The sequence below is a fragment of the Streptomyces chisholmiae genome, from assembly GCF_031845445.1.
Classification (GTDB): Bacteria; Actinomycetota; Actinomycetes; order Streptomycetales; family Streptomycetaceae; genus Streptomyces; species Streptomyces chisholmiae.
In genome coordinates, this window is record NZ_JAVREO010000007.1 from 110,042 (window position 1) to 124,059 (window position 14,018).

At 73.8% G+C, this 14,018-nt stretch carries 14 protein-coding genes; 7 read left to right on the plus strand and 7 right to left on the minus strand.

Translation table 11 applies throughout. From position 1 onward, the window contains the following. Window positions 1–11: 11 nt before the first annotated feature. Window positions 12–377: a hypothetical protein gene (locus RM844_RS13595; RefSeq protein ID WP_311667380.1), complete on the minus strand. Its 366-nt coding sequence runs from the start codon at window positions 375–377 to the stop codon at window positions 12–14. Between the two features lie 141 nt (window positions 378–518). Between RM844_RS13595 and RM844_RS13600 the strand changes: the two genes are divergently transcribed. Further along, complete coding sequence (locus RM844_RS13600) at window positions 519–1,454, plus strand: MerR family transcriptional regulator (protein WP_311667381.1); 936 nt, start codon at window positions 519–521, stop codon at window positions 1,452–1,454. A gap of 77 nt (window positions 1,455–1,531) precedes the next feature. Beyond that, window positions 1,532–2,098, plus strand: a complete 567-nt coding sequence (locus tag RM844_RS13605) for a GNAT family N-acetyltransferase (RefSeq protein WP_311667623.1) — start codon at window positions 1,532–1,534, stop codon at window positions 2,096–2,098. Between the two features lie 161 nt (window positions 2,099–2,259). On the opposite strand, the gene RM844_RS13610 is transcribed toward RM844_RS13605, so the two are convergent. Beyond that, window positions 2,260–3,903 (minus strand): phytoene desaturase family protein, encoded by a 1,644-nt coding sequence (locus RM844_RS13610; protein WP_311667382.1) that lies wholly within the window; start codon window positions 3,901–3,903, stop codon window positions 2,260–2,262. Window positions 3,904–4,000: 97 nt separating this feature from the next. Then, a complete protein-coding gene (locus RM844_RS13615) occupies window positions 4,001–5,206 on the minus strand; it encodes an epoxide hydrolase family protein (protein WP_311667383.1) in 1,206 nt (401 codons plus the stop codon). 82 nt (window positions 5,207–5,288) lie between these two features. Between RM844_RS13615 and RM844_RS13620 the strand changes: the two genes are divergently transcribed. Then, a complete protein-coding gene (locus tag RM844_RS13620; RefSeq protein WP_311667384.1) occupies window positions 5,289–5,864 on the plus strand; it encodes a CGNR zinc finger domain-containing protein in 576 nt (191 codons plus the stop codon). Window positions 5,865–6,243: 379 nt separating this feature from the next. Here RM844_RS13620 and RM844_RS13625 read toward each other — a convergent pair whose 3' ends face one another. The 4 genes from RM844_RS13625 to RM844_RS13640 form a co-directional block, all read right to left on the minus strand. Next, on the minus strand, window positions 6,244–7,296 hold the full coding sequence (locus RM844_RS13625) for an NAD(P)/FAD-dependent oxidoreductase (RefSeq protein WP_311667385.1): 1,053 nt from the start codon (window positions 7,294–7,296) through the stop codon (window positions 6,244–6,246). A 288-nt stretch (window positions 7,297–7,584) separates the two neighbouring features. Next, window positions 7,585–8,097 carry a hypothetical protein gene (locus RM844_RS13630; RefSeq protein ID WP_311667386.1) on the minus strand — a complete coding sequence of 171 codons (513 nt, stop codon included), beginning with the start codon at window positions 8,095–8,097 and terminating at the stop codon, window positions 7,585–7,587. A 317-nt stretch (window positions 8,098–8,414) separates the two neighbouring features. Beyond that, window positions 8,415–9,089, minus strand: a complete 675-nt coding sequence (locus RM844_RS13635; RefSeq protein ID WP_311667387.1) for a hypothetical protein — start codon at window positions 9,087–9,089, stop codon at window positions 8,415–8,417. A 190-nt stretch (window positions 9,090–9,279) separates the two neighbouring features. Beyond that, window positions 9,280–10,332: a helix-turn-helix transcriptional regulator gene (locus RM844_RS13640; protein ID WP_311667388.1), complete on the minus strand. Its 1,053-nt coding sequence runs from the start codon at window positions 10,330–10,332 to the stop codon at window positions 9,280–9,282. A gap of 226 nt (window positions 10,333–10,558) precedes the next feature. On the opposite strand from RM844_RS13640, the gene RM844_RS13645 reads away from it, so the two are divergent. Genes RM844_RS13645 through RM844_RS13660 form a run of 4 tightly spaced genes read left to right on the plus strand, consistent with a single transcriptional unit; the run spans window position 10,559 to window position 14,009 of the window. Beyond that, window positions 10,559–10,819, plus strand: coding sequence for a phosphopantetheine-binding protein (locus tag RM844_RS13645; protein WP_311667624.1), 261 nt, complete (start codon window positions 10,559–10,561; stop codon window positions 10,817–10,819). After that, window positions 10,812–12,407: an acyl-CoA ligase (AMP-forming), exosortase A system-associated gene (locus tag RM844_RS13650; protein WP_311667389.1), complete on the plus strand. Its 1,596-nt coding sequence runs from the start codon at window positions 10,812–10,814 to the stop codon at window positions 12,405–12,407. Before RM844_RS13645 ends, RM844_RS13650 begins: the two co-directional genes overlap by 8 nt. Next, window positions 12,401–13,234: an ABC transporter ATP-binding protein gene (locus RM844_RS13655; RefSeq protein ID WP_311667390.1), complete on the plus strand. Its 834-nt coding sequence runs from the start codon at window positions 12,401–12,403 to the stop codon at window positions 13,232–13,234. Before RM844_RS13650 ends, RM844_RS13655 begins: the two co-directional genes overlap by 7 nt. Beyond that, window positions 13,224–14,009, plus strand: a complete 786-nt coding sequence (locus RM844_RS13660; RefSeq protein ID WP_311667392.1) for an ABC transporter permease — start codon at window positions 13,224–13,226, stop codon at window positions 14,007–14,009. The genes RM844_RS13655 and RM844_RS13660 overlap by 11 nt, the downstream gene beginning before the upstream one ends. The last annotated feature ends 9 nt before the right edge of the window (window positions 14,010–14,018 follow it).

The window sequence follows — 14,018 nt, forward strand, 5'->3', positions numbered from 1 at the left end:
GCACGACGGCCTCAGTTGGCCGGCGCGACCCGGTAACTCAGCGCCGGGTAGGGGAAGGTGCCGGTGTGCAGACCTCCCAGCACATACGTCAGGTCACCGCCGCCTCCCGGGGCGCCCGGCCGGCAGTCCGCGTGGAAGTAGAGGGTGACGTCCTGGCCCGACAGGTTGACGCCGGACCGGGCGGGCTCCGGCAGCGCCTGGCAGGTCCCGGCATCGGCCAGGTCCAGGTCGATCGCGGCGCCGGTCAGCTCGGGCCCGGTGTGGAGGGTGGCACCGCCGGGCGCGGCGGCGGCCTGGCCCGCGCCGGCCAGGCCAAGCAGCACGGCGGCGGCGGTGGCCGCGACGGCGCGCACACGGTTGCGGGGCAGGGCGGTCATGGGCGTGCTCCTTCGGCTCCGGGACGGGGAACGGACCCGGGGCGCCGCCGGGTCCAGGGCCAGGATGGCGGAGCCAGCCCGGAAGCGGTACCGGGCGTCGGGGCTTGAGCCTCCAGTAGGGGGAGACACGAAGGTGGGGGCATGGACGGCGACACGCTCTACTCGATCGGCGAGCTTGCTCAGCAGACGGGTCTCACGGTCAAGACCATCCGGTTCTACTCCGATCGCGGAATCGTGGCGCCGGCAGACCGCAGCCCGGCCGGCTACCGCCGGTACGACACCGACGCCGTCGCACGCCTGGACCTCGTGCGGACCCTGCGCGACCTGGGACTGGACCTCCCGACGATCCGCAAGGTCGCGGACCGCGAGCTCTCGCTTTCCGAAGTCGCCGCGGCGCACGCCGACGCACTGGCAGCACAGATCCGCGTCCTGCGCCTACGGCGCGCGGTGTTGATGGCGGTGGCGGAGCGCGGATCCACACCCGAGGAGATGGCACTCATGCACCGGCTGGCCCAACTCTCCGAGGACGAACGCCGACGTCTGATCGGTGATTTCCTCGATGCCGTCTTCGGCGGACTTGCCGCCGTCCCCGCATGCGCGGCGGCCATGCGCTCGCTGACCCCCGAGCCGCCCGACAGCCCGGAGAGGGAGCAGGTCCAGGCGTGGGTGGCGTTGGCTGAGATGTCCCTGGACCCGGATTTCCGCGCCATGATGCGGCGCATGATCGAGGAACTGGCAGCCGATCAGGCCCGAAGCGACGTGCTGGGCCCGCGCCGCGACATCGCCGCCGTCGTGCGTGACCAGGCACGCCCGGCCCTGGCCGCCGGCCTTGATCCGGCCTCGCCCCAGGCCGATCCGATCGTCGCGGCGTGCACGGCGCACTACGCGCGCCTCCTCGGCTGCCCAGACGACGTCCAGCTTCGCCGCCGGCTGGTGACGCGGCTGGAGAGCGTGAACGACCCCCGCAGGGAGCGTTACCTCCACCTGCTGGCAGTGGTCAACGGCTGGCCGGCCCCGGAGAGTCTGACACCGGCGTTCGACTGGTCCGTCCAGGCCCTGAGCGTCCGGACGCGGTAATGACGGGGCGGTCGCAAGGCGGTATGGGCCGGACGCGGCTGGCGTCGGGTGAGAACACCGCCGCATATCGTCGGTTGCTGAATGCCCCTGTCGTACTTCGGGTAGCCGCCACGCCGGCTCTTCCCGCTCTGGTTCTTCGCCCCTGGCGGATGGCGGACGTTGCCGCATTGGTCGAGGTGAGCCGGGATCCCGCACTGCGTCAGTGGGCAAGCTCTGTCGTGGACAACGACGCTGACGGGGCACGGTGGGTGCGGGCCCAGCAGCGGGGCTGGGCAGCGGGGGACCGGTTCGGCTTCGCCGTCCTTGAGGCACAACGCGGTTCAGCTCGCGAACAGTTGGTGGGCAACGTGGTCCTCAAGGAAGTCGTCCCCGGCAAACCCGCGGCCGAGGTGGGCTACTGGACCACGGCGCACGCTCGCGGGCGGGGAGTGGCCCCGCGCGCTCTGGAGGCGCTCACCAACTGGGCCTTTCACACCTTCGAAGCCGCCGGGCTGGAGCGTCTCGAACTCCTGCACCAGGTGGACAACCTGGCATCGTGCCGGGTCGCGCAGAAGAGCCGCTACGACTTCGACACCGTCCTGCCCGCGGCACCGCCCTCCTTCCCCCGCGATGGCCACCTGCACATACGGCGCACGCGTGCCTGAGATCCCCCCGGCTTCCCCAGATCGGCCGAGGCCGCGCACGCCGAGAGGGGTTCGGGCGTTCGACGAGGTGGCCGCGTTCGAAGCGGGTCCGGTGGGATCCGTGGTCCGCGGACGGATCCCGTGCCCGGCGGGGACGTCGCGGGCACGAAGTCCCCACACCGTCACCGCGCGGCCGGTCGCATCCCCCGGCGCAGCAGTCCCGCCCACAGGCGGGCCCGATCGACGCGGCCGAGGGCCTCGTGCGCTGCCAGCAGGCCACCGGTGACCGCGCCGAGGAAGCCGCCGGCCAGGCAGTCCTGGCCCGAGAGGTAGAGGCCCTCGACCTCGGTGCGCGGGCGCAGCCAGTGCGCGTGGCCGGCCCGCCGGCCGGTACCGAAGCCGGCGACGTCCTTGGCCAGCCCGTAGAGACTGCCGCCCGGCCAGCCGCCGAAGTGCTCGGCGGTCAGCGGAGTGCCCAGTTCGTGGTAGGCCACGCGGCCCCTGGTGCGTGGCAGTTGACGGTGCAGCTGGTCGAGCAGCTCGGCGGTGAGGTCGGCCTTGAGGGCCTGGTACGCCGGGTCGCGCTGACCCGACCGCGACCCCCGGAAGGGCTCGAACAGCTCGGGCCGCACGTAGGCGAGCACCTCGCCGGTGGACCGTCCGGGATGGCGTGCGCTCCAGGTCGGGTCCTTGGCGCAGGAGAACGAGAGGAACAGGCCACTGGTGCGACCGGCCGAGCCGTCGAAGAAGGCGTCGCAGTCGCCGTCGGTCACCATCAGGTTGTGCCGGGGCAGGCCGAGCTCCGCCGGGTCACCGTCGAGACCGAGGAAGAGCAGGACGAACGGGAAGCCGCGCCGCATCCCGGCCGCCCGGCGGGCGCTGCCGGGTCGGTGGGGGAGCAGCGTGTCGAAGGTGTTCTGCGCGCCGGCCGCGCTGACCACCACCGGTGCCCGCACCCGGGTGCCGTCCGCGAGCACCACGCCCACCGCCCGCGCGCCGGCCAGCTCGATCCGGTCCACCGGTGCCCGCACGAACACCTCGCCGCCCGCGGCCCGGATCGGCGCGAGCATGGCGCGCGCGATCGCCGCACTGCCACCGACCGGGTACCAGGCGCCGGTGCGGAAGTGCTCGAACAGCACCGCGACCATGAAGAACGGCAGCCGGGCGGTGGAGTCGGCGAGCAGCAGCGCGCTCGGGGTGAGCACCGCCTGCCGCAGCCGCTCGTCGCCGACCAGTTCGCCCACCACCTCGCGGGCCGGCCGCAGCGCCCGCGGTGGCACGGCGGCCGCCCGCAGCACCCGGGCCAGGCGCCGCACCACCGGTCCGGACAGTCGCCCGAGCGCGAGCGTCGGCAGCACCGCCCGGCACCGGCCGATCAACGCGAACAGCGCCTCGATGCCGGCCCGCTCGGCCGGGAAGCGCGCGATCAGCCCGGCGCGGTAGGCGTCGAACCCGACCGGCGCCCGGTGCACCTCCCCGCCCAGTCGGTACTCGTCATACGGATCACCCAGCGGTGCCCACTCCAGCGTGCCGCCGGTCAGGTAGTCGGAGAGCACCCGCACCGGCTCACGCTCCGACAGCTGGCCGACGTAGTGGATGCCGACGTCCCACTCCCAGCCGCGCCGCCGGTAGGCGTGGGTGTAGCCGCCCGCGGTGTAGTGCTGCTCGAACACCGCCACCCGCCGGCCCTGGCGCGCCAGGCAGACCGCCGTGGTCAGCCCGCCGACCCCGGACCCGACCACCACCGCGTCGTACCGACCCGCCACCCCGCCCGCCGACAGGGGCCGGCCCACCCGCACGCCGCTCGCCACGTCCACCGCCTTCACCGAAGCTCCTCGTGCCCGGGGCAACGAGTCGTGGCCGGTCATGTCACGGGACCGGGCCGGGACGCGCTGGGCGCGGCGGCTCACTGACCGTGGCCGCTCACACCGCCGACCGCCGACCGACCGCCGGGTCGCCGTCCCCCGAGGCCAGCACCGCCGCGAGGCCATCCCGCAGATCCCTGACGAAGTACTCGGGGACCTCCAGGGACGGGAAGTGCCCGCCGGCTGGCGGGGAGTTCCACCGGACGATGTGGCGGTACCGCTCCCGCGCCCAGGGCTGCGGGCACTTCTCGATGTCGCGGGGATACATGGTCACCGCCGACGGGACGTCGACCCGGAGGTCGGGGTCCAGCGCGTTGTGACTCTCGTAGTAGATGCGGGCCGCCGACGCGCCGCTCCGGGTCAGCCAGTACAGGGTGACGTTGTCGAGAATCCGGTCTCGGGAGATCGTCTCGAACGGGCTGTCCTCGGTGTCCGACCACTCGGCGAACTTGTCGAGGAGCCAGGCGAGCAGCCCGACCGGCGAGTCGACGAGCGCGTAGCCGATGGTCTGCGGCCGGGTCGCCTGCTGCTTCGCGTACGCCGCGCGGTGCCGCCAGAAATGGCGGGTCTGCTCGGTCCACTCGCGCTCGACCGCCGTCAGCCCCTCGGTCGTCAGCCCGGGCGGCGCCTCGGCGAACGTGGTGTGGATGCCGAGCACGTGCGCCGGGAACCTGCCGCCGAGCACCGTGGTGATGTTCCCGCCCCAGTCGCCGCCGTGGGCGGCGAACCTGTGGTAGCCGAGCCGTCCCATCAGTTCCACCCAGGCGGCGGCGATCCGCTCCGTGCCCCACCCGGTGGTGGCCGGCTTGTCGCTGTGGCCGAAGCCCGGCAGCGACGGGGCCACGACGTGGAACGCGGGCGCGTCCGCGTCCTTCGGATGGGCCAGCTCGTCCACCACGTCGACGAACTCGGCGACGCTGCCCGGCCAGCCGTGCGTCAGGAGCAGCGGGGTGGCGTCGGGGCGCGCGGATCGGCGGTGCAGGAAGTGGATGCCCAGACCGTCGATGGTCGTGCGGAACTGGCCGATCCGGTCCAGGCGCTCCTCGAACAACCGCCAGTCGTAGCCGGTGCGCCAGTAGTGCACGACATCGACCAGGTCGGCGAGCGGCACGCCCTGGTCCCAGCGGCGGGGGTCGGGCGCCGCGCGGTGGACCGTCTCGGCCTCCGGTAGCCGCGCCGCGGCCAGCCGCGCCCGTAGGTCGTCGAGGTCGGCGTCGGTCGCGCGGGCTTCGAAGGGCCGCACGTCGTGGGTGGGACGGGGCATGAGACCTCCTGGCCATTGTGGAACCGGCTAAGCCGGTTCTAGCAGCCTCCGGGGTCGCACCGCAACCGGCTAAGCTGGTTCCATGCGTACTGGGTTCCCTGACTTCCGCCTCGGCAGCGTGCTGGCGACCAGCTTCACGGGGACCCTGTCGGAGCGTCACGGCGACGCCGTGGAGCGCATTCCCGTGCCGCACCGCCTCGTTGACTGGCTGGCGGTCAGCGGCCTCCCCGTCGGCTCCTGCACCGCCGCCCAGCTCGACCTCGCCCGGGAGCTGCGGGAGTCCATTCACGCCGCCGCGACCGCCGCCGCGCTGCGGGAGGCTCTGCCCGCGTCCGCTGTCCAGGTCATCAACGACCGCAGCGTGCGGGGCCGGGCCGCGGCGATCCTGACCCCCGAGGGCGCGCGGCGCTGGCGGCTCGGCTCGACCTCCCGGGTGGAGGACGCCCTCAGCGTGATCGCCGCCGACGCGGTCAGCGTCATCGCGGGCGAACGGGACGGCAGGCTGGCCCTGTGCGCGTCGCCGACCTGCCGGGCCGCCTTCTTCGACACCAGCCAGAGCCGCACCCGCAGATGGTGCGACATGAACACCTGCGGGAACCGTCAGAAGAAGGCGCGCTTCCAGGCCAGACGGCGCGAGATGCCCGGATCGGCGGAGTGAACGAGGGCGCCCCGAGCATCGCCGCGGGCCCGCCCGGCCCGGTGCCCGGTCGGGAGAACGCTCCGCTCGGGTGACGCTTCGTAGCGTGTGGCGAGGGTTCGTGTCGTCTCGGCGATCCGGCCGACTGTCGTCGCGGCGGCACTTCGTGGGGGGAAGGGCTGACGGCCCGACCGGTCGCGGGCGCCCAGGTAGGCTCTCATCGGTGAGGTCGCCCGCACGGTAAAGAACGGGACCCGGGGTGCGGACAGGGTCGTTTGCCTCACCTCCTCCGCGCGGATCGTGTGTCGATGGAATCCGCTCGACCAAGGCGCGCACCACGCGGTGACCCAGCCGGGTGCGGACGGGTTCGACCTCCGGGACGATGAGATGTGAGGGATGTCTACCGGACAGGACCGCGCGGGCGACAGCGCCGTAGCTCGAAGGCCGGTCGGCCGGTCACGAGTTCGTCCGCGACGAGCCGTCCGACGGTGGGCGCCAGGGTCATGCCCGAGTGCATGACGGCCACGTAGACGGATCGGTCTCGTGCCGCGAATCCGACGACCGGCCCCTGAGCGGGCATCGGTGGCCTACAGATGCGGTAGCCGAGGAAGCGGCAACGTTCGCTTCCTCGGAAGGCGGTCCGCACCTGTCGGAGCGCGTCGTGCGCGACCTGCTCGGACGATGTCGCTCGCGGGCCGCCGGCCAGCGGCAGCGTCAGCGAGAGTTCGCCGTCACGAACCTCTCGGACCTCGAAGTCGGGGCAGGCAACGATGGTCCTGACCAGACCCGCTGGCGCGGTGAGCCGCACGTGGCAGACCGGTGGGGTGGCGACCGGCACAGCGGCCAGCAGGGGCTCGCACAGCCGGGGGGTGTCGGTCCCAGCGGCGAGCACGACCGTCTCAGCGGCGTGGAATCCGGTCGCGGACCGCACGCCCTTGACCTGTCCGCCCGCCATCGCCAGGGAGGTCACGGCCGAGTTGTGGATCACCCTTGCCCCATGGGTGCGAGCAGCATCCACGAGCACGTTGGTCAGTGCCGTGGGATCGACGCCTCCGTCGCTGGGCGTATGGACGGCCCGCTCCGGAGGGTTCCGCAGGTTGGGTTCCAGCGCGGCGATCTCACTCCCGCCGACCGGGAACCGGCCGGGCTCCAACGGGGAGTCGTGCCGGGCCCGAGGGTTGGTCCAGGTCAGGGAGCCTGTCCAGCGGACGGCCACGTCAGGTAGTTCGGTCGCCAAACGCCGGTAGTCCGCCAGTACGGATTCGCGCAGATCCCGCGCCCCGCCGGGCCAGTCCCCTCCGCAGCCACCGATCCAGGCGAAAGAGCTGCCCGTCACTCCGGTCGCCGGTGAGGGGCCTCGGTCGAGCAGAGTCACCGGGACGCCCCGGCGCGCCAGGTGGTAGGCCACCGAGGCGCCGACGATTCCCGCTCCGACAACAGCGACAGCTGACATGATCTCCCCTTCCCGGTCAACGACGACGAGACCACAGTCGGGCTACCGCGGGGAGCACGCAACGGATATACGGGGTGCGGCTCTTCCCGCCCGGCCAGCGACGTCTGGGAGAGGAACACGGTTCGCGGTATTCCGGACGCCAACCTCTGCCAGCTGGGAAGCGCCGTGCGGCATCCAGGGAGAGCACCTGCCCTTTGGGCCGGCGACATCCAGGCCGGAAAGGCCGCGGGCCGTGGATATCGCCCCCACGATATCCACGGCCCTGGCGCGTGTGCGCCCCTTGCGGGGTCAGTTGAGAATGGTGCTCTCCAGCGCCGTGAGATCCACGGTCTGGCCCGCGAGGCTTTCCGCCCGGGTCAGCTCCTCGGTCCGGTCGCTCCATTCCACCGCGATGGAGTCGCCGTTGAGGCGGAACGTCGCGTTCTTCGGGGCGTCGGTGCAGGAGAGCAGTGCCGGCTCCCAGTCGAGGCCGCCCATGATGCCGGACCCGGTGCAGACCTCGCCGGTGCCGGCGTTCCCGTAGAGGACGCCGTCCGTGGTGGTGTAGAGGGTGATGCCGCCGGACTCCCAGCGGGCGAGCCAGTCCTCGTTGGCCTCGACCGGCGGCGGGCCGTCCTCGCCCTCGCCGAAGCCGCCCGTGGTCTCCAGTTCGAGATCGCCTATGTCGGGCAGTTCGGCGCCGCCGTCCTCGCCGAGCCCGCCGGAGCTGAGGCCGCCGATCCCGGGGCCGCTGCCGCCGTCATCGTCGTCGCACCCGGTGAGCAGCAGGGCGACGGCCACCGCCGCGGCCGGCGCGATCATTCGCTTCGTTGAGCGCACAGGTAATTCCCCCGTTATCGCAGTGAGTCGGTTCGTTACGCGAGTCGCAGGTTAGTGGAACCCGGTCGGGGAATGCCACTTGATGCCGGCGGGCCGGGGTGACGGTTACGCAGTCGTCGCGAAGAAAGCGTCAGGAAAGAGCGAGGAAAGTCGAATATGGAAGAATGGGCGCGAAAGAAAAGCGCGGTAGCGCGCGGGAATACGGAAAGGCGCTTTGAAAGTCGCCCGGAACGCACCCGGGTGTCCCCGACGTGCCCGGCGGGCGGCGGGTGGGCGGCGCCCGAAGGCCTGCCGCGCCGTCAGGGGGCGCGCAGCCGCCCGATCAGCTCCTCGATCGCGGCGGCGACCCTGGCCGGCTGGGTCAGCGGGCTCAGATGCCCGCCCGGCAGGTGCCGGGTCGGCCGGCCGGCGGCGGCCATCGCCTCCCGGTCGGAGGCGTAGGGGCCGTCGAAGGACAGCCAGGCCAGCCGCGCCTCGGTCCCGCCGTCGGCCGGCACCGGCACCGGGGTGGTGAAGTAGCTCAGCGGCAGCCGGGGCGCGCTCTCGGCCAGGGCCTGTCGGTGCCGTGCGTCGGGCAGCAGCGCGGCGAGCCGCTGCGGACCCCACCACGCGTCCCAGGCCGGCAACAAGCCGTCCGGGTCGGCGAGTTGACGCAGTGCGTCGAGCCGTTCCCCGGCGGCCGAGGCGGCGGGCGCGGGGCCCGGTAGCGCGGCGTCCACCAGCACCCCGACATCGTCCGGGCGCTCCCCGAGCAGGGCGGGCAGGTACAGGCCGGCGTTGCTGTGGGCGACCCAGGCGGCCGGCTCCCCGGGGCTGGCCGCGCGGTACCGGGCTGCGACCTCGGCCGGTGTGGTCGCGCCAGCGGTGTCCGCCACCACGACCGACCGGCCGCGCGCCGTCAACTCGGCGCCCAGCGGCCCCAGGGACGCGGGGCCGAGGAGCACGCTGGGCAGCAACACGACGCTCTCCACCATTCCCGCAGCCTACGGGCCACGCGCCACCGCGCGCGGAACGCGCGGCCGGCGGCGAACTGGCCGCCGGGCGGCGCGCGTTCGGCGGGAACGCGCACCGCGCCCGCCGGCCCGCGCCCGGGAGACCGCCGGACGGGCCGGCGCTTGGCACGACCCGCGGCGGCAGGCCGCCCGGCGGGCCGGCGGGGGGCGGTCAGCCCGCGTCGCCCGCCGGGGACCGCGCGCCGAGCGGGAAGCGGCCGGCGGCCCTGACGCCGGCCTGGAAGCGGCTGACCGCGTCCAACTCCCGTAGCAGGCCGGCGATGTGCCGCCGGCAGGTGCGCACCGACATGCCGAGCCGGCGCGCCACCACCTCGTCGGTCAGCCCCTGCGCCATCATCCTGGCCAGCGACTGCCGCAGGTCGTCGGCCGCGTCCGCGTAGCCGGGCCCGTCGGCGCCGAACGGGGTGGCGTCCGCCCACAGTTGCTCGAACAGCTCCAGCAGGAACCGCACCACGTCCGGGTCCCGCACCTCGCGGGCCGTCGGCTCGCCCTGCTCGGTGAGGCTGATCAGCACCGCCAGCGAGCGGTCGAAGACCACCGCGGCGCGCGGCACCTCACTGAGCGTGCGCAGCTCGGCCCCGGCCGAGGCCAGCCGGGTGGCCCTGGCCCGCGCGGCGAACCCGGTCCGGCTGCGGTGCGGCGCCAGCACCCGGGTGGGCACCGCGCGGTCCAGCACCTCGAAGCAGGGGTCGAGCAGCTCGTCCAGCACCTCCTCCGCCACCTGGCCAGGGCGCAGCACCACCAGCTCCCGCCAGCAGGTTCCGGCGACCGTCTTGAACAGCCCCCGGATCTCGGCCACCCCGGTCAGCGTGCCGCCCCCCGCGGGGGCGGAGGGGCCCGCCGCGTCCGGGCCGGGCGCGGTCACCGCGCGCAGGTCGTCCCGCAGCCGGTCGGCCAGCTCCCGGCGCCGGTAGATGGCCCGTTCGATGGGGGAGACCAGCAGGTCGGTGGCGGCCTCCGGGGAGGTGGGCACCAGCCGGTCCTCGTCGGTGGCCAGCAGCCGCAGCTCCACCAGGCGGGTCGCGGCCACCAGCAACGCGCCCACGGGCACGCCCAGTTCGGCGGCGGCCAGGTCGAGTGGGCCCAGCTCGCCGCGGGCCACGGCGTACCGGTACAGCGCCGAGGCGGTGTCCTCCCGCCGTGCCTCGCCTCGTTCGTCCACGCTCGGGGCCAGTCCGATGAGCGGCAGGGCAGCCGTGGCCATGTCTCCTCCGAAACCTGTGTGCGGGGACCAGAGCCCGGCCACCTTCGCTGGGCCGCCGGGCGGGGACCTGGGTCGGGACACCGTGGCAGAGCCGCTCATCACGCCACTACCAACCCGCCATCGGGCCGGTGGTAGCGGGATGAGAGCGCGGTGAGGTGGGCCGGTGGTTGGCTCGGGCGCGCACCGGCGGGTGACCCCGCAGTCCGAGGAGAACTGGGTGACGACGATGGACATACCCCGCACGTTCCGGAAGGCCCTGGTGGCGCATCTGCCCTACGCGAGCGACGAGAACCTCGCCCCGGCGGACGACCTCGCCGCGCTGGGGCTCGACTCGATGGGCGTGGTCCAGCTGCTGACCCACCTGGAGGAGACCTTCGGCCTGGATCTGCCCGACGAGCTGATCACCGAGGAGACCTTCGAGACGGTCGGCTCGCTGTGGGCGGCGGTCGGCGGGGTCCTGCCGGCCGAGAGGTTCGCCGATGCCTGAGCGGCCCCCGCTCCGCGTCGACCAGCTGCTCGACCGCGGCGAGCCGGACCGCCCGGCCCTCACCTACCGGGACGAGACGCTGACCTACGCGCGGCTCGCCGACCAGGTCTCCCGGGTCGCCGCCGGGCTGCGCGCCGCCGGCGTCGGGCGCGGCGACCGGATCGCCGTCTACGCCGAGAAGCGGCTGGAGACGGTCGTCACGCTGCTGGCCGCCGCCGCGGCCGGGGCGGTCTTCGTGCCGCTGAACCCGCTGTTCCGGGCGGGCCAGGTGCGGCAGGTGGTCGCCGACTGCGCCCCCCGCCTGCTGGTCACCACCGGGGAGCGGCGGGCCACCGTCGAGGCCGCCCTGGCCGACGCGGTGGACGGACCCGCCGCAGCCACGGAGCCGCCGCCCCGGGTGGTCGCCTTCGGCACACCCGAGTGGGGCCGCTGGCTGGCCGCCGAACCGCTGGACCGGCACGCCCCCGGACCGGTGATCGACCAGGACCCGGCCGCCATCCTCTACACCTCGGGCAGCACCGGCGGCCCCAAGGGCGTGCTCCTCTCGCACGCCAACCTGCTGGCCGGCGCCGCAAGCGTCGCCGGCTACCTGCGGCACACCCCAGACGACGTGCTGCTCGGCGCGCTGCCGCTCAGCTTCGACGCCGGCCTCAGCCAGCTCACCACCGCGCTGGTCGCCGGCGCCCACCTGGTGCTGGCCAACTACCTCAGGCCCGCCCAACTGGTCCGGCTCTGCGCCCGACACCGGGTGACCGGCCTGACCTGCGTGCCGCCGCTGTGGCTGCGGCTGGCCGCCGAGCGGTGGCCGGCCGAGGCCACCACCGCCCTGCGGTACTTCGCCAACACCGGCGGCCGGCTGCCGCGCGCCACCCTCGACACCCTGCGCCGGATCTTCCCGGCCGCCGAGCCCTACCTGATGTACGGCCTCACCGAGGCGTTCCGCTCCACCTACCTCGATCCGGCGCAGGTGGACCGCCGCCCCGACTCCATCGGGAAGGCCGTGCCCAACGCCGAGATCCTGCTCGTTCGACCCGACGGCACCGCCTGCGAGCCGGGCGAGCACGGCGAGTTGGTGCACCGGGGCGCGCTGGTCGCCCTCGGCTACTGGCGCGACCCGGAGCGCACCGCGCGCCGCTTCCGCCCGCTGCCCGGCGAGCCGCTCGCCGGCCGGCCGGAGACCGCCGTCTGGTCGGGCGACATCGCCTACCGGGACGAGGAGGGCTACCTCTACTTCGTCGGCCGCGACGACGACCTGATCAAGACCTCCGGCTACCGGGTCAGCCCCACCGAGGTCGAGGAGGCCGCCTACGCCTCCGGGCTGGTCGGCGAGGCGGTCGCCTTCGGGGTGCCGGACGAGGAGCTGGGGCAGCGCATCGTGCTGCTGGTCGCCGCCACCGACGACGGCCCCGGCCCGTCCGTGCCGGAGCTGCGCGGCGCGCTGGCCGCGACCCTGCCGGCCTACATGGTGCCGGCCCACATCGAGGTCCGCGCCGAGCTGCCCCGATCCGTCAACGGCAAGTTCGACCGCGCCGCCCTGCGCCGGACGGTGCGGGCGACACCCCCCGCGTCCCAGGAGGTCCCGTGCTAGAAGCCACCGAACTCACCAAACAGTACGACGAGGTCCGCGCGCTGGACGGCTTCAGCCTGTCCGTCGCCGCCGGCGAGATCGTCGGCCTCGTCGGCCACAACGGCGCCGGCAAGACCACCTTCGTGGAGATGGTCTCCGGGCTGCTCAAGCCCGACAGCGGCACCGTGCTGATCGCCGGCCGCTCCCCGGCCGAGACCCGGGGCGAGATCGGCATCTCGCCCCAACACATCGCGCTCTACCGCCCGTTGTCGGTCCGCGAGCACCTCAAGCTGTACGGCGGCATCGCCGGCCTGCGGAAGGCCGCGCTGGCCGACGCCATCGAGGAGCTGGCCGTCGCGCTCCAGCTGACCGACTTCCTGGACCGCCGGGCCGGGCTGCTCTCCGGCGGCCAGCAGCGCCGGGCGCAGGCCGCCACCGCGCTGATCCACCGGCCCAGCCTGCTGCTGCTCGACGAGCCGACCGCCGGCGCCGACCCGGAGACCCGCGCCGCGCTCCTCGACGTCGTCAAACAGCGCGCCGCCGAGGGCACCGCCGTCATCTACACCACCCACTACCTGTCCGAACTGATGGACCTCCAGGCCACCATCGCGGTCGCCGCCAAGGGCAAGATCATCGCCCGCGGCACCAGCGCCGAACTCCTCGACGGCCTGCCCGGCGAGGTGCGGGTGACCGCGGCCGACGAGGAGGTCCACGTCTCCTCCCAGGACCCCACCGGCGCCCTGCTGGAGATCCTGCGCACCGTCCGCCGCCCCGTCGAGTCGGTCGAACTGCGCCACCCCTCCCTCGACGACCTCTACCACTCCCTGGCGGTCAGCCATGTCAACTGAGTCCGCGCCGACGGCCGTCGCCCTCGGCGGCGCCCTGCACCGCACCCGCGCCCTGGTCGGCTACAACCTGCTGCTGCGCCTGCGCGACCCCTCCCAGCTGGTCAGCTACCTGGTGACGCCGATGGTGTTCATGCTGATGCTGCAGCCGCTGTACGAGGAGGCGCTGGAGACCGGCACGGTGCACGCCGTCACAGGACAGCTGGTGATGTTCTCCGTCTTCGCCATGGCCATCGTCGGCAACGCCATCTTCGTGGAACGCGAGTGGCGCACCTGGGACCGGCTGCGGGCCAGCCGGGCCGCCCGCTGGGAGCTGCTGGTCGGCAAGGCGGTGCCGGTCTTCATCGTGCTGCTCTTCCAGCAGACGGTGCTCTTCGTCTACGGGATCGCCGTCATCGGCATGCCGCTGCCCGTCTCGCTGCCGCTGCTGCTGCTGGGCATGTCGGTCTGGGGCATCACCCTGCTGGCCATGGGCGCCGCGCTGGCCACCGTGGTGCGCAGCCGGGGCGACCTGATCGTCGCCTGCGACGTCGGCGCCATCCTGGTCTCCACCATCGGCGGCACCTTCCTGCCGGTGGAGATGATGCCCGACTGGGCGCAGGACGTGGCGCCGTTCTCGCCCGGCTACTGGGGCCTTCTGATGCTGCGCGCCGCCGTCGACGGCGACGCCGCCGGCACCCTCCAACCGGCCCTGGTCTGCCTGGCCATCGCCGTGGCCACCGGCGCCTTCGCCACCTACCGGCTCGCCCACGGGTGGGGCCGCAGCCACCTGGTCTGACCGGCACGA

Excerpts from the sequence above, each read along its gene's own strand:
- RM844_RS13595 (WP_311667380.1), bottom strand. The coding sequence starts at position 377 with ATGACCGCCCTGCCCCGCAACCGTGTGCGCGCCGTCGCGGCCACCGCC.
- RM844_RS13600 (WP_311667381.1), top strand. The coding sequence starts at position 519 with ATGGACGGCGACACGCTCTACTCGATCGGCGAGCTTGCTCAGCAGACG.
- RM844_RS13615 (WP_311667383.1), bottom strand. The coding sequence starts at position 5,206 with ATGCCCCGTCCCACCCACGACGTGCGGCCCTTCGAAGCCCGCGCGACC.
- RM844_RS13620 (WP_311667384.1), top strand. The coding sequence starts at position 5,289 with ATGCGTACTGGGTTCCCTGACTTCCGCCTCGGCAGCGTGCTGGCGACC.
- RM844_RS13625 (WP_311667385.1), bottom strand. The coding sequence starts at position 7,296 with ATGTCAGCTGTCGCTGTTGTCGGAGCGGGAATCGTCGGCGCCTCGGTG.
- RM844_RS13630 (WP_311667386.1), bottom strand. The coding sequence starts at position 8,097 with ATGATCGCGCCGGCCGCGGCGGTGGCCGTCGCCCTGCTGCTCACCGGG.
- RM844_RS13635 (WP_311667387.1), bottom strand. The coding sequence starts at position 9,089 with ATGGTGGAGAGCGTCGTGTTGCTGCCCAGCGTGCTCCTCGGCCCCGCG.
- RM844_RS13640 (WP_311667388.1), bottom strand. The coding sequence starts at position 10,332 with ATGGCCACGGCTGCCCTGCCGCTCATCGGACTGGCCCCGAGCGTGGAC.
- RM844_RS13645 (WP_311667624.1), top strand. The coding sequence starts at position 10,559 with ATGGACATACCCCGCACGTTCCGGAAGGCCCTGGTGGCGCATCTGCCC.
- RM844_RS13650 (WP_311667389.1), top strand. The coding sequence starts at position 10,812 with ATGCCTGAGCGGCCCCCGCTCCGCGTCGACCAGCTGCTCGACCGCGGC.
- RM844_RS13660 (WP_311667392.1), top strand. The coding sequence starts at position 13,224 with ATGTCAACTGAGTCCGCGCCGACGGCCGTCGCCCTCGGCGGCGCCCTG.